Source organism: Christiangramia portivictoriae DSM 23547, from assembly GCF_000423045.1.
GTDB lineage: Bacteria > Bacteroidota > Bacteroidia > Flavobacteriales > Flavobacteriaceae > Christiangramia > Christiangramia portivictoriae.
The window spans coordinates 422,479-435,301 of record NZ_KE383971.1 but is presented as its reverse complement, the minus strand read 5'-3'; the positions used below and the strand labels follow the sequence as shown (position 1 = coordinate 435,301).

At 40.4% G+C, this 12,823-nt stretch carries 13 protein-coding genes; 4 read left to right on the top strand and 9 right to left on the bottom strand.

Annotated features, from left to right (window positions below):
- Window positions 1–23: 23 nt before the first annotated feature.
- The 5 genes from G529_RS0110450 to holA form a co-directional block, all read right to left on the bottom strand.
- The gene (locus tag G529_RS0110450) at window positions 24–938 is read right to left on the bottom strand and encodes a CPBP family intramembrane glutamic endopeptidase (RefSeq protein ID WP_026915472.1); all 915 of its coding nucleotides are present in this window, start codon (window positions 936–938) and stop codon (window positions 24–26) included.
- A 7-nt stretch (window positions 939–945) separates the two neighbouring features.
- A complete protein-coding gene (locus tag G529_RS0110445) occupies window positions 946–1,980 on the bottom strand; it encodes an o-succinylbenzoate synthase (protein WP_026915471.1) in 1,035 nt (344 codons plus the stop codon).
- A 2-nt stretch (window positions 1,981–1,982) separates the two neighbouring features.
- A complete protein-coding gene (locus G529_RS0110440) occupies window positions 1,983–2,663 on the bottom strand; it encodes a metal-dependent hydrolase (protein ID WP_026915470.1) in 681 nt (226 codons plus the stop codon).
- Window positions 2,664–2,750: 87 nt separating this feature from the next.
- The gene (menA, locus tag G529_RS0110435) at window positions 2,751–3,653 is read right to left on the bottom strand and encodes a 1,4-dihydroxy-2-naphthoate octaprenyltransferase (protein WP_026915469.1); all 903 of its coding nucleotides are present in this window, start codon (window positions 3,651–3,653) and stop codon (window positions 2,751–2,753) included.
- Complete coding sequence (gene holA / locus G529_RS0110430) at window positions 3,654–4,658, bottom strand: DNA polymerase III subunit delta (RefSeq protein ID WP_026915468.1); 1,005 nt, start codon at window positions 4,656–4,658, stop codon at window positions 3,654–3,656. It lies immediately after the preceding gene.
- Window positions 4,659–4,741: 83 nt separating this feature from the next.
- Here holA and G529_RS0110420 point away from each other — a divergent pair, with 83 nt between their 5' ends.
- The 4 genes from G529_RS0110420 to G529_RS0110405 all read left to right on the top strand — a co-directional run bounded on the left by G529_RS0110420 (window position 4,742) and on the right by G529_RS0110405 (window position 8,301).
- The gene (locus G529_RS0110420; RefSeq protein ID WP_026915467.1) at window positions 4,742–5,191 is read left to right on the top strand and encodes a type I restriction enzyme HsdR N-terminal domain-containing protein; all 450 of its coding nucleotides are present in this window, start codon (window positions 4,742–4,744) and stop codon (window positions 5,189–5,191) included.
- A complete protein-coding gene (locus tag G529_RS0110415) occupies window positions 5,188–6,186 on the top strand; it encodes a glycosyltransferase family 2 protein (protein WP_026915466.1) in 999 nt (332 codons plus the stop codon). Before G529_RS0110420 ends, G529_RS0110415 begins: the two co-directional genes overlap by 4 nt.
- A gap of 90 nt (window positions 6,187–6,276) precedes the next feature.
- Window positions 6,277–7,122 carry an OmpA/MotB family protein gene (locus G529_RS0110410; protein ID WP_026915465.1) on the top strand — a complete coding sequence of 282 codons (846 nt, stop codon included), beginning with the start codon at window positions 6,277–6,279 and terminating at the stop codon, window positions 7,120–7,122.
- A gap of 126 nt (window positions 7,123–7,248) precedes the next feature.
- Complete coding sequence (locus tag G529_RS0110405) at window positions 7,249–8,301, top strand: hypothetical protein (protein WP_157514608.1); 1,053 nt, start codon at window positions 7,249–7,251, stop codon at window positions 8,299–8,301.
- Window positions 8,302–8,343: 42 nt separating this feature from the next.
- On the opposite strand, the gene G529_RS0110400 is transcribed toward G529_RS0110405, so the two are convergent.
- The 4 genes from G529_RS0110400 to G529_RS0110385 form a co-directional block, all read right to left on the bottom strand.
- Window positions 8,344–9,180, bottom strand: coding sequence for an alpha/beta fold hydrolase (locus G529_RS0110400; RefSeq protein ID WP_026915463.1), 837 nt, complete (start codon window positions 9,178–9,180; stop codon window positions 8,344–8,346).
- 99 nt (window positions 9,181–9,279) lie between these two features.
- Window positions 9,280–9,900 (bottom strand): L-threonylcarbamoyladenylate synthase, encoded by a 621-nt coding sequence (locus G529_RS0110395; RefSeq protein WP_026915462.1) that lies wholly within the window; start codon window positions 9,898–9,900, stop codon window positions 9,280–9,282.
- Window positions 9,901–9,954: 54 nt separating this feature from the next.
- A complete protein-coding gene (locus G529_RS0110390; RefSeq protein WP_026915461.1) occupies window positions 9,955–10,167 on the bottom strand; it encodes a hypervirulence associated TUDOR domain-containing protein in 213 nt (70 codons plus the stop codon).
- 235 nt (window positions 10,168–10,402) lie between these two features.
- Window positions 10,403–12,724, bottom strand: a complete 2,322-nt coding sequence (locus G529_RS0110385; protein WP_026915460.1) for an ATP-dependent helicase — start codon at window positions 12,722–12,724, stop codon at window positions 10,403–10,405.
- Between the last annotated feature and the right edge of the window lie 99 nt (window positions 12,725–12,823).

Below are 12,823 nucleotides of genomic sequence, written 5' to 3'. Positions count from 1 at the left end.
TTGCAATTAATTTCTTCAAAATCCTAAGTAATTGTTACATTTTCAGGTTTTTCCACCCTTCCGAAGAGCTTTTCAGACCAGTTATTCCACTTGTACTTCCTGGCAAATATGAACAGAAAGATGGGATAGATGACCAGAACAGGGATGAGTACGTCCCACCCGGCGGAAGGTTCTGAAACATCTTTTAAAATAGAATTGGTTTGAAATGCGGTCCAGTCGGCAGTGACCAGCAAAGCTGTGATTAGATTGTTCGCAGCATGAAACCCTAGGGCAAGCTCCATACCTTCATCCATCAGGGTCATGATCCCAAGCATAAAACCTGTTCCAATATAGTAGATCATAATAATATTGCCCAGTTTGGTCACTTCAGGATTAAAATAATGTAAGCCACCAAAAATAACAGACGTAAGTACCAGGGGAATCCACCTGTTTCTAGCCAGTACTCCTATCCCCTGCATCAAATAGCCCCGGAAAAAATATTCTTCAAAACTCGTTTGGATAGGAATCAGAAAAACTGAGATCAACACAAGATATAAGAAGGGTTCCCATTGAAAATTCAGCACATAATCCTGCGGATTCGAATAATAGTCCAGTACCGTAATACCAATATTGAACACGGCAACCAGTGCGAAGGCAAACCAGAACCTACTCCAGTCCACTTTGTTTCGACTGGTGGTTAATGTTTTGATTGGTTGTTTATGGACATACTTTACCCATAAGAGTAATCCAGCTAGAAAGACGAGAAATGATAACAGGTTTTCAAATAGTACGCGGTTGGAACCTTTACTTTCGATTTGCTGTCGCATCATTTCATTCACGTCCAGATCCAGCATTTCTACCGCTACATAATTGAGAGCCATCAGGCCAAAAAACAGTATCGGAATCACCAGATATCTCCAGAAAGAATGTTCGTATTTGAACGCCTGCGCTATAAACATAGTTTTCTTAAAATTTAAAATCCCAGCTTAACTTGGGATCATATTGAATCTTACCATCCTGCACCAGCAAAGGACTGGTAAAATTATTCGTATACAAACCACCCGTTCCCAGTCCTTGCGGAAGATCTGTATCCAAAGTGTAAGTCCACTGCGCGATCGCATTGAGCCCAACATTGCTCTCCAACGCGCTGGTAATCCACCATTGCACCTGGTTAGCTTCACAGATATCCATCCATTCCCGGGTACCTTTTATTCCACCAATCAAACTCGGCTTAAAAATGGCATACTGCGGTTGTATAGTTTGTATCAGTTTTGCCTTTTCTGTTACATCTGTAACTCCTATCAATTCCTCATCCAGGGCAATTGGAACCGGTGTGTTGGCGCATAAATGCGTCATTTCTGTAATTTGACCCTGTTTGATAGGCTGTTCAATGCTATGAAGGTCGAATTTAGAGAGCCGCTCTAATTTTTTCAATGCTTCGGCTGGATGAAATGCTCCATTGGCATCGACTCTCAGCTCCATGGTTTCTGCGGAAAAATTCTTCCGGATAGATTTCAGTAATGCAATTTCAGTTTCAAAATCTATCGCGCCAATTTTCAGCTTAATACAGCGAAAGCCCTGCTCGATCTTTTCTGAAATCTGTTCTTTCATGAACTCCTTATCACCCATCCATATGAGTCCGTTGATGGCGATCTGGTCCTTGCCTCGCGTAAATTCTGAAGGAAATAGTTCAAAAGGAGTTCTGGATGCCAGGCTTTGAAAGGCCATTTCCACTCCAAACTGAATACTTGGGAACTCCCGCAGTTCCTCCCACAACATTTCTTTTCCCAGATTAATATTGTTACAAACCCACTGCAGCTTATCCTCGTAACCTGGACGATCATCATAGCTTAAAGATCGAAGGATTCCGCATTCACCTACGCCAACACTTTCTTTATCCTCGATCTTCAGAAACCAGGTCTCTTTTTCAGTAAGAACGCCCCGGGAAGTTCCACTGGGGCGTTTAAAGTTTAAAAGGTATCGTTTGTAAGAAGCTTTCATGTTTATAATTCAACAGATTCACCAATTTCCAGGAGTAAAAGCTCCTTGCCCTTATTGGCAAATTTCTTTTTGGCAAGATCGTGATCGATCTCTATGTAACCAAAGGTATCATAGTGACATCCCAGGATGCGATCACATTCAATAAAATCACTGGCCAAAATTGCATCGTCCACACCCATGGTAAAATTATCTCCAATTGGCAGCACGGCAAGGTCAATTTTGGTACGCATAGGAATCAATTTCATATCAAGCGTCAAAGCTGTATCACCGGCGATATAAATATTTCCGCCATCAGTTTCGATCACAAAACCGCCGGGTTGACCGCCGTATTTGCCATCAGGAAATGAACTGGTATGCAAAGCATTTACATATTTTACTCTTCCGAAGTCAAAATCCCAGCTTCCGCCATGATTCATGGGATGTACCTCGAAGCCTTTGTCACCATAATGATTAGCGATCTCGTAATTGCTTACAATGGTCGCACCGGTATTTTTCGCAATCGCTTCCGCATCCAGAACATGATCTTCGTGAGCGTGCGTTAGTAGAATATAGTCTGCCTTTAAATCATTGATATCCACTTTATCCTTGGAAAGATCGTTTCCTGTAATAAAAGGATCTACGATAATATGCTTATTTCCAATCTCGAGAGCGAGCGAGTTCTGCCCGTAAAATGTAACTTTCATCAAACAAGTTTTTCGGTTTACATAAAAATAGGAATTCAACCAAACTCGGCTAAGTGGCTGGATATATAGTTTTGTTAAACTTGTGAATTAAATCACCAGGCCTATCGCAAACAGGATAGAAATTGCAAAGGTGGAAAGGGCAACGATCTTTAGTTCCGGATCCAGGTCTTTAGGATTTTCGTTCTTATCAACGCGCATTAAATGAAAGATTAAAGGAATAAAACCCACCACATACATAATATCGTCCAGTTCCCTGGAGACCATTGCAGAATAGATCAACATAAAAAATAACGCTCCAATGATAAGCAGAAAATGGTAATTCTTGGCTTTTCGCTCGCCTAACTTTACCACCAGTGTATTCTTTCCAGCTTTCGCATCTGAGATTCGATCCCTGAGATTATTGAGATTTAGAACTGCCACACTCAAAAAACCTATGGCAATCGCCGGTAAAAAGCTTACGAGATTATGGTCATGAGTATATAAAAAATAACTACCGTAGACGGCGACCAGTCCAAAGAATATAAAAACGAAAATATCACCTCTTCCCCGGTAACCATAAGCCGAATTTCCCACGGTGTATTTGATGGCAGCGACGATAGCCCCGATTCCCAGGATTAAAAAAACCAGGGCAGCGATCCAGTTCTCATCTTCGAAAGAAGCATAGATTAGTAATACTGCCAGTATAAAAGTTGCAATTGCCGTAACGATCATGGCACGCAACATTTCTTTCTGAGTAATGATCCCGCTCTGTAGGGCGCGAATGGGCCCTATACGATCCTCGTTATCGGTTCCCTTTACCCCATCACCGTAATCGTTCGCAAAGTTTGAAAGGATCTGTAATCCCAGGGTAGTTCCCAGGGCGAGACTAAAAATTGCCAGATTGAACCGGCCTTGTTGTGCAGCGATACTACTTCCTACAATAATTCCTGAAATGGATAATGGAAGTGTTCTCAGCCTTGCCGCACCAACCCAGGTTGAAAATTTATTCATTTAGTTCAAGATTTTTACAAGTAGTTCTTTAAGCAGATCTCCCTGCGATACATTTGCAGCGCCTACACCTTTACTTTTCACATCGGTTTCATGCAGATCGCTAATGACCCTGCTTACTTTTTTCATGGGAAAATTTCTTGCTGCTGTGATGTAATCACCTACAAAATAAGGACTAATCTTTAATTGTTTGGAAACCGCTCCCTTGGATTTATCCTTGAGCCCGTGATATTGCAGGATTTGGGAAAAATAAGAAAACAACAGGCTTATGGTCACTACCAGTGGATTGTCCTTGGGGTTCTGAGCAAAATAGTTGATTATGCGATGTGCTTTCAAAGTATCTCTTTCTCCTATCGCTTTACGCAATTCAAAATTGTTGAAATCTTTGCTAATCCCGATATTTTCTTCGATGATCTCCGGACTAATAAGCGTTTCCTTTTTGCAGATAAGCTGAAGCTTTTGAAGTTCATTATCGATCTTCCCGAGATCTGTTCCCAGGAATTCAACGAGCATTTGAGAGGCTTTGGGTGCAATCGAATACCCCCGACCTTTCATGGTCTTCATGATCCAGTCTCCTACCTGGTTTTCATACAGTCGCTTACTTTCAAAGATAAGACCTGATTTCGAGATGGTTTTATGCAGTTTCCGGCGCTTATCGATCTTTTTATATTTATAGCACATGACCAGAACTGTGGTAGGCTGAGGATTTTCAGCGTAATCTGCCAGTTTTTCGATCGTTCTGGAAAGATCCTGTGCTTCTTTTACGATGATTACCTGCCTTTCGGCCATCATTGGATACCGTTTGGCATTGCTCACGATCTCCTCGATACTTGTATCTCTTCCGTAGAGAGTCATTTGATTGAAGCCTTTTTCATCTTCGGACAGAAGATTGTCTGCGATATAGTTTGAAATTCCGTCGATATAAAAGGTTTCCTCACCCATCAGGAAATAGATAGGTTTGATATCACCCTGCTTAATGTCGTTTACAATTTTTCTGGCTTCGTCCATAGAGGAGTTTACGGCGATTTATGAATTGCTGGAAAACTGAAGGTGATATTTTATCACTGGATAATCTTCATTACTTTTGAAAAATGCAAAAGCTGAATTTTCCATCCTACTCATTTCGGTTCAAAAATAATCAAAATAAAGTAGCTGTTTTTGACGATCTACGGAAAAAGTTTATCATCCTTACACCTGAAGAATGGGTTCGCCAGCACACGGTAAAATTTTTGGAAAAGGAAAAAAATTACCCGCTAAGCCTTATCAATGTTGAAAAACAATTAAAGATCGCTGGTCTTACCAAAAGGTATGATGTCGTGGTGTTCGAGCCGGAAGGCAATATCCATATTATCGTGGAATGCAAAGCTCCAAAAATCAAGATCACCCAAGATACCTTCGACCAGATCGCCAGATATAATCTTAGTTTAAAAGCCAATTATTTAATGGTGACCAACGGACTGGAACATTATTTTTGCCAGATGGATTACGAAAAGCAAACTTATATTTTTTTAACTGAATTACCGGAATATCAACGAGCATGAATACAGCTGTAGTGATCCTGAACTGGAATGGAAAAGATTTGCTGGAGAAGTTCCTCCCTTCCATATTGCTTTATTCTGAAGATGCAAAGGTCTACGTAGCAGATAATCATTCTTCAGATGATTCGGTGAAGTTCTTAAAGAGAAATTTTCCTCAGGTTCAAGTTATTCAGAATACATCGAATAATGGTTATGCCGGTGGATACAACGAAGCTCTGAAGCAGGTTTCCGAAGAAATCATAGTTTTACTGAACAGCGATGTGGAAGTGACCAGCAGCTGGCTTGCTCCTATTGTGGAAATTTTTCAGAAGGAAGCTGAAGTGGCGGCCATTCAACCTAAGATTCTGGATTACAAAAGGAAAGACCATTTTGAATATGCCGGTGCTGCCGGTGGTTATCTTGATCAATTTGGATATCCTTACTGTCGGGGAAGAATTTTTCAAACCACGGAAGAGGATTCGGGACAGTACGACAACAATGCTGAAATATTCTGGGCGTCTGGTGCATGCCTTGCCATAAGAAATTCTGTTTACCAGGAAGCTGGAGGGCTGGACGAGGATTTCTTTGCTCATCAGGAAGAAATAGATCTTTGCTGGCGAATTCAGAATATGGGATATAGAATAAAATATGCTGCAGATTCTGTCGTTTATCACGTAGGTGGAGCGACCCTTTCCAGTATGGATCCCAAGAAAACCTATTATAATTTTAGAAACGGTCTTTTTTTACTGCTGAAAAACCTCAGATCCAGGGATCTGTTGCCAATTATATTTGGCAGAATGATCCTTGACGGAGTTGCTGCTCTGAAGTTTTTAAGCGATGGAAAACCGGATCATTTTACAGCAGTTTTGAAAGCTCATGGCAGCTTCTACTCCTCATTTAACAAGATGAGAAAAAAGCGTCCGGATGAATTCAAAATTGATCAATATTATAATTTGCGTTCTATTGTGTATCAACATTTTATACTGAAAAAGGCGCGCTTTAGTGAACTTGAAAAATAATATAAAAAGGAAATGTTAAAATAGCTTTCCACCTTGCTATTTTTTTGATATTTTTGGCCCTCTAACAATTTAAATTTTAAGAAACTAGTTATGAAAAAAATCATGCTAATGTCGGCTACTGCGGCCCTTTTGCTATCTTCATGTGTTTCACAGAAAAAATACAATGAACTTGAAACAAAACAACGTGAAACTCAGGATCAATTAAATACTGCTACAGTAAAATTAAACTCCTGTCTTGATGAGAAAGAGCGTCTAAATAGCCAGGTTGCAACTTTAAATAATACAAACGCTGCGTTATTGAATAACGTAGGGAACTTAGCTACTCTTTCTAAGAAAGAAGCTGAGAACATGGAGCGTTCTCTGGAAAGCATCAAAGAAAAGGACCTTGCCATTCGTTCTATGCAGGATGCAATGAACAAGAAAGATTCTGTAACTCTTGCTCTTGTAACAAGTCTTAAAGGTGCTCTTGGTAACCTTAATGATGAGGATATCGAGATCAACGTAGAGAAAGGTGTGGTTTACGTATCTATTTCAGACAAGTTACTTTTTGATAGCGGTCGTTACAACGTAACATCCCGTGCGAAAGAAGTTCTTGGAAAAGTAGCTACGGTTGTAAACAATAAGCCAAACATCGAATTCATGGTTGAAGGTCATACAGATGATAAAGCTATCAGCACCTCTATGTTCGAGGACAACTGGGATCTAAGTGTAAAACGTGCAACTTCTGTAGTACGTGTTCTTCAGGACGAATTTGGTGTTGAGCCAGCGCGTATGACTGCTGCAGGTAGATCTTACTATGTGCCAATCGCAAGTAATGAAACTGCTGAAGGTCGTGCTAAAAACCGTAGAACAAGAATTGTTGTTCTTCCTAAACTTGATCAGTTTTACAGTATGATCGAAGATGGAATGGAGAAAGCAACTTCTCAGGGTAAATAAGAAAAAAACTTCATCACACAAAAGCCTCTGCACTGCAGGGGCTTTTTTTATTTAATAGCATTAACTTCTGATCTTCAATAATTTATACTAAATTAGTAGTATTCCCTACTCGTAAAATCACTAATTATGAAAACAATCAAAATTAGTAGCGGAATACTTCTTCTAATGTTGTACCTGCTTCAGGTATCCTGCTCATCAGATCCTATTGAAACGCTACCACCATCGGTTCGCCATACTTCTGCTGAAATTGAAATTGAGGAGATGAGCCTGAGCTCTGCCTATTTCAAAACAGCAACTGAAGCGTCAATCGCTAAAACTACTACCTGTGAAATGACAGCTTTCCAGGAAGTTTTAAAGAAGAATTTTGAGATGCTTATACAGGATCCAACTTTTGATCTACAGCTGGCTTTTTACTTACGTGATCTTCATCACAAATATGTTACTCATTATATCGGACCAAACTATTACGGTATCGATGGACAATTCAATCAACTGGCAAAAAAACGATTACGGGAACTTAAGAAATTCTGGGAGCTTGACCGGCAGATTTATTTGAATGGACAGCATACCGCAACTCTGCAAGATTTTCGATATCTGGCAGATATGATCGAAAGTTTTGATCGCAGTGTTCGCAATGCAAAAGAAGCTGAAATGAAAGCTCGGCATATTCTCAATTATTCTGAATCAAGTGAACAGATCCCGGAAAACCATTTTTTCGCCCTGGAAGCATTCACCAGCTCCAATGGACTGATGGTCATAAGCGATGGTATTCTGGAATTACTGGAACAGTCGGGAGTCCCCGGAGAGATAGCTTTTAGCGGACTACTTGCACACGAGTGGTGGCACCAGGCACAATTTGAGTTTCAGCATGTCTGGGAAGGAGATTATTTCGAATCCAGGAATCCCGAACTTTTAAAAGAATTAGAAGCAGATTTTGCAGCAGCTTATTTTCTCGTTCACAAAAAAGGAGCGACATATAACTGGAAGCGTATCGATTCTTTTTTTGAAATGAGTTTTAATTCTGGAGATTGCCTGATTGATAGTCCCGGTCATCATGGAACACCTGCTCAAAGGTTGCAAGCTGCGCGAAACGGTGCTGAGCTGGCAGAATCTGAGAAATCGAAAGGCAAGCCTCAATCTGCAGCAGCGATCCATAAAGCATTTCTGGAGAGCTTATAAAAAAAGCCCTCTTTCGAGAGCTTTTAAGTTTTATTCTTCAATTTACTTACTAAGAAAATCTACTAGCAGCCTGTTATATTCTGTCGTATGGGTAAGTATCAAACCATGTGGAGCATCTACCACCTCGTGGAATTCACTGTTGGCGATCATTTCCGCGCTTTTCTGTCCAGACATTTCAATGGGCACTACCTTATCTGCTGTACCGTGAACCACCAGTGTTGGGATGTCAAATTTTTTGAGATCCTCTCTAAAATCAGTTTTTCCGAAAGAATCCACACACTCGATCGTAGCATTTGGTGACGCCTGGCAACCAATAGACCAGTAGTAATGTGCCATATCCTCACTAATGCGATCTGAGTTATCTTCGAAATTCAGGAATTGATCTCCAAATTCTGAAAGGAAGCCGGGACGATCTTTACGCAGACTCTTTTTAAATCCTTCAAAAGTTTCTTCTTCCAGCCCATCAGGGTTATCGTCGGTCTTTAGCATAAATGGTGGCACCGCAGAGATTAATGCTGCTTTGCTTAATTTGGCAGTCCCATAGTTTGCGATATAACGCGCAACTTCTCCCCCGCCCATAGAAAAACCAACAATAGTTGCCTCTGTAAGATCCAGCTTAGTGATGAGATCATTTAAATCACTTGCAAGAGTATCATAATCGTAGCCTGTCCACGGCTTGTCGCTGTCACCAAATCCTCTGCGGTCATAAGCAATACACCTAAAACCTGCTTCAACAATGGTCTCAATTTGGTATTCCCACATTCGGTGACTTAATGGCCAGCCATGAATCAATATGACAGGTTTACCTTCTCCATAGTCTTCATAATATAAATTAACGGGTTGCCCGTTGACCTTCGTTGTAGTCTCTAATTTACTCATAACCTATTTTTTCATTAAGTTACTAACTCTGCTTAAATTTGAAGAACACTAATGCCCCTTTAATAGTGAATTAACTAGATTGGGCGCCAATTCATAAAATTACATAATCTCCAGAGAGCCTTTTCCTTCCCGAATTACCTCGGGCTCCGGGGTTGTTAGGTCGATCACTGTAGAGGCAACGTTATCCCCGTAACCCCCATCAATAACAAGATCCACCAGATTATCCCATTTTTCACGAATTAATTCCGGGTCTGTACTATATTCAAGAACCTCATCTTCATCACGAATAGAAGTTGAAATGATGGGGTTTCCAAGGGCTTTGACAATAGCCTGACAAATCGTATTATCAGGAACCCTGATACCTACAGTTTTCTTCTTTTTAAAAACACTGGGAAGATTGTTTCCACCCGGGAGAATAAATGTATACGGGCCTGGCAAACATCTCTTGAGAATTTTGAAGGTAGCAGTATCAATTTGTTTCACATAATCAGAAAGATTGCTAAGATCTTCGCAAACGAAGGAAAAATTAGCTTTTTCAAGTTTTACGTTTTTGATCCTGGCAATCTTTTCTAATGCACTGTTGTTGGTAATATCACAACCAAGTCCATAAATAGTATCGGTGGGATAAATGATAAGACCTCCTTTTTTCAGTACTTCTACTACCTTATTAATGTGCTTAGGTGCGGGATTTTCATCGTAAATTCTTAGAAGCTCAGCCATATTTAAATATTTTGATCTTCTTAAAATTAAGATATTCCGGAGAAATCTAAGGCCTTAGTCTGCCTTTTTAACTTCGCTTTCGAGTTTGAGCACATTACTGCCGTCTTCCTGCTCGATATACAAAGCTTTGTTACCCTCTTCGCCTTCCCGGGTTACTTCATTTCCATCGATTGTGCGGGTGACTTTTTTGGTAAATGTACTTTTTACTTTTCCTTCAGCAGTTCCATTTCCCCATTCCCATTTTACTTTACTTCCTTCTTTGATCATAACTTTTTTCTTTCAATATAGAACATAGATTAGCGTTCCATGGAAATTTAAATAAATTGCTAACAGTGTTTTAGAAGAAGATTAACGTATCTGGGCGAAGGGCATAAAAAAAGAGACCTCAAATCAGGTCTCTATAAAAACGTTGTTTTTTATTTGGTTTTTCGAGCTATAAAAACGTAGGGATTCTTACGACTCATAGCTAATATATGTATTTAAAACATTAATCCTAATATTTTTAGGAAAGAATTTTCAGCTTGGCAAAACGCAGAAGTAATTTTTTGATACCTCCCTGTTCAAAATCGATTTCTGCTTTACGATCCTGTCCAACACCTTCGAGTTTCAAAACCTTCCCTTTTCCGAAGCGCATATGTTCCACTTCATTCCCTGCGGAAAGGTCCAGGGTATTCATCGCTTTCTCTGGTTCTTTCGCAGCTGGCCTTAGTTTGCGTAATTTTCGCAGTTGTTCTTCTGAAGGTTTATGAGCTGGAGGAGGAGTTCCTGTTCTGGGTTTAGTTTGCCGTAATTTACTTTTATCTACCGCATCCCCGAAAATATCGGTATCTATTAATGGCTTGTATTTATAATCGTCTTGCGGCACAAGAGTTTCAAGATACTGCTCATCAATTTCCTCAATGAACCTGCTGGGCTCTGCATCTACAAGTTTACCCCAGCGATACCTGGAAAGCGTGTAGGTAAGATACGCCTGTTTTTCAGCTCTGGTAATGGCAACATAGAATAACCTGCGCTCTTCCTCAAGTTCGCTTCTCGTATTCATACTCATTCCTGATGGGAAGAGATCTTCTTCCATTCCTACAATATAAACGTATGGAAATTCGAGACCTTTTGCCAGGTGAATGGTCATTAATGCTACACGATCATCGTCACCAGTATCATTATCCAGGTCTGTAGCCAGTGCCACGTCCTCCAGAAATTCTGATAATGAGCCGGTCGCATCTGCAATTTCCCGCTGTCCTTCCACAAAATCCCTGATCCCGTTCAGTAGTTCTTCGATATTTTCAATTCTGGCAATTCCTTCAGGAGTACCATCTTTTTTGAGTTCCTGAACAAGTCCAGTTTTTTTGGTCACCATTTCAGCAATCTGGAAAGCATCCATGGTCTCGTTGGAGATCGCAAAACTCTGGATCATATTCACAAAATTCTCCAGTTTTGTTTGCGTACCACGGTTGATCTTGAGATCCAGTTTGTCCAGGTTCTGGATAACTTCAAAAATTGATCTGTTATGCTCGTTGGCCGTTACAGAAAGTCGGTCCATAGTGGTTTGACCAATTCCCCGTGCAGGATAATTGATCACTCTTTTCAAAGCTTCCTCATCCTTGTGATTAAGAATAAGTCTTAGATAGGATAGGACATCCTTGATCTCTTTTCGCTGGTAGAATGAAAGTCCGCCATAAATCCTGTAAGGGATATCCCTTTTCCGCAGTGCGTCTTCCATTGCCCTACTCTGAGCATTCGTTCTATATAAGATCGCAAAATCACCGTTATTGAGCTGGTGCTGCATTTTATTTTCAAAAATAGAACTGGCCACATAACGACCCTCTTCACCATCTGTAAGCAACCTGTTTACAACGATTTTAGGTCCATCGTCATTCGCAGTCCATACGATCTTATCAAGCTTTGTCTTGTTTTTATCGATGATGGAATTGGCAGCATGAACAATATTCCTGGTAGACCTGTAATTCTGCTCCAGTCTATACATTTGCACATTGTCATAATCCTTCTGGAAGTTCAGAATATTATTGATATTGGCTCCACGAAAGGCATAAATACTCTGGGCATCATCACCTACCACACAAATGTTCTGAAATTTATCTGAAAGTGCTCTAACGATCAAATACTGAGAATGGTTCGTATCCTGGTACTCATCCACCAGAATGTATTTAAATCTACTCTGGTATTTATGCAGTACATCTGGAAACCTGTTTAAAAGTTCGTTCGTCTTCAATAGAAGATCATCAAAATCCATTGCTCCAGCTTTGAAACAACGATCTACGTACTCTTTATAAATTTCACCCAGTCGTGGTTTTTTGGACATGGCATCAGCTTCCTGCAATTCCGGGTTCTGGAAATAGGCCTTTACCGTAATCAGACTGTTTTTATAAGAAGAAATCCGGTTGTAGACCTGCTTGTACTTATAAACATCCTTGTCGAGACGCATATCCTTGATGATCGCTCGTATAACCGAATGCGAATCCTGGGTATCGTAAATGGTGAAATTGGAAGGATATCCCAGCTTATCTGCCTCAAACCTCAGCATTTTGGCAAAAACAGAATGGAAGGTCCCCATCCATAGATTCTTCGCCTCACTGTTACCTACGATTTTGGCGATACGCTGTTTCATTTCTCGCGCCGCTTTGTTCGTAAAGGTTAGTGATAGTATATTGAACGCATCCACTCCCTGGTTCATCAGGTAAGCGATCCGGTAGGTTAATACCCTGGTTTTACCAGATCCCGCACCGGCGATCACGATCATTGGGCCGTCTTTCTGCAGCACCGGGGCCCTTTGTGCATCATTTAATTCAGCTAAGTAAGCTTCCAAATCTTCTCCATTTTATTAATGCTGAAAGGTAACCAAAATGCTCAAAAAACTAAACCCGTATCGATGCGATTTTTAAACATTAAGGAAGTCTTCTGAAGC

What these genes read in the sequence shown, in the direction of transcription:
- G529_RS0110450 (WP_026915472.1), bottom strand. Translation starts at nt 938, where the DNA reads ATGTTTATAGCGCAGGCGTTCAAATACGAACATTCTTTCTGGAGATAT.
- G529_RS0110395 (WP_026915462.1), bottom strand. Translation starts at nt 9,900, where the DNA reads ATGGCTGAGCTTCTAAGAATTTACGATGAAAATCCCGCACCTAAGCAC.
- holA (WP_026915468.1), bottom strand. Translation starts at nt 4,658, where the DNA reads ATGGACGAAGCCAGAAAAATTGTAAACGACATTAAGCAGGGTGATATC.
- G529_RS0110410 (WP_026915465.1), top strand. Translation starts at nt 6,277, where the DNA reads ATGAAAAAAATCATGCTAATGTCGGCTACTGCGGCCCTTTTGCTATCT.
- menA (WP_026915469.1), bottom strand. Translation starts at nt 3,653, where the DNA reads ATGAATAAATTTTCAACCTGGGTTGGTGCGGCAAGGCTGAGAACACTT.
- G529_RS0110440 (WP_026915470.1), bottom strand. Translation starts at nt 2,663, where the DNA reads ATGAAAGTTACATTTTACGGGCAGAACTCGCTCGCTCTCGAGATTGGA.
- G529_RS0110415 (WP_026915466.1), top strand. Translation starts at nt 5,188, where the DNA reads ATGAATACAGCTGTAGTGATCCTGAACTGGAATGGAAAAGATTTGCTG.
- G529_RS0110445 (WP_026915471.1), bottom strand. Translation starts at nt 1,980, where the DNA reads ATGAAAGCTTCTTACAAACGATACCTTTTAAACTTTAAACGCCCCAGT.
- G529_RS0110400 (WP_026915463.1), bottom strand. Translation starts at nt 9,180, where the DNA reads ATGAGTAAATTAGAGACTACAACGAAGGTCAACGGGCAACCCGTTAAT.
- G529_RS0110405 (WP_157514608.1), top strand. Translation starts at nt 7,249, where the DNA reads ATGAAAACAATCAAAATTAGTAGCGGAATACTTCTTCTAATGTTGTAC.
- G529_RS0110390 (WP_026915461.1), bottom strand. Translation starts at nt 10,167, where the DNA reads ATGATCAAAGAAGGAAGTAAAGTAAAATGGGAATGGGGAAATGGAACT.
- G529_RS0110420 (WP_026915467.1), top strand. Translation starts at nt 4,742, where the DNA reads ATGCAAAAGCTGAATTTTCCATCCTACTCATTTCGGTTCAAAAATAAT.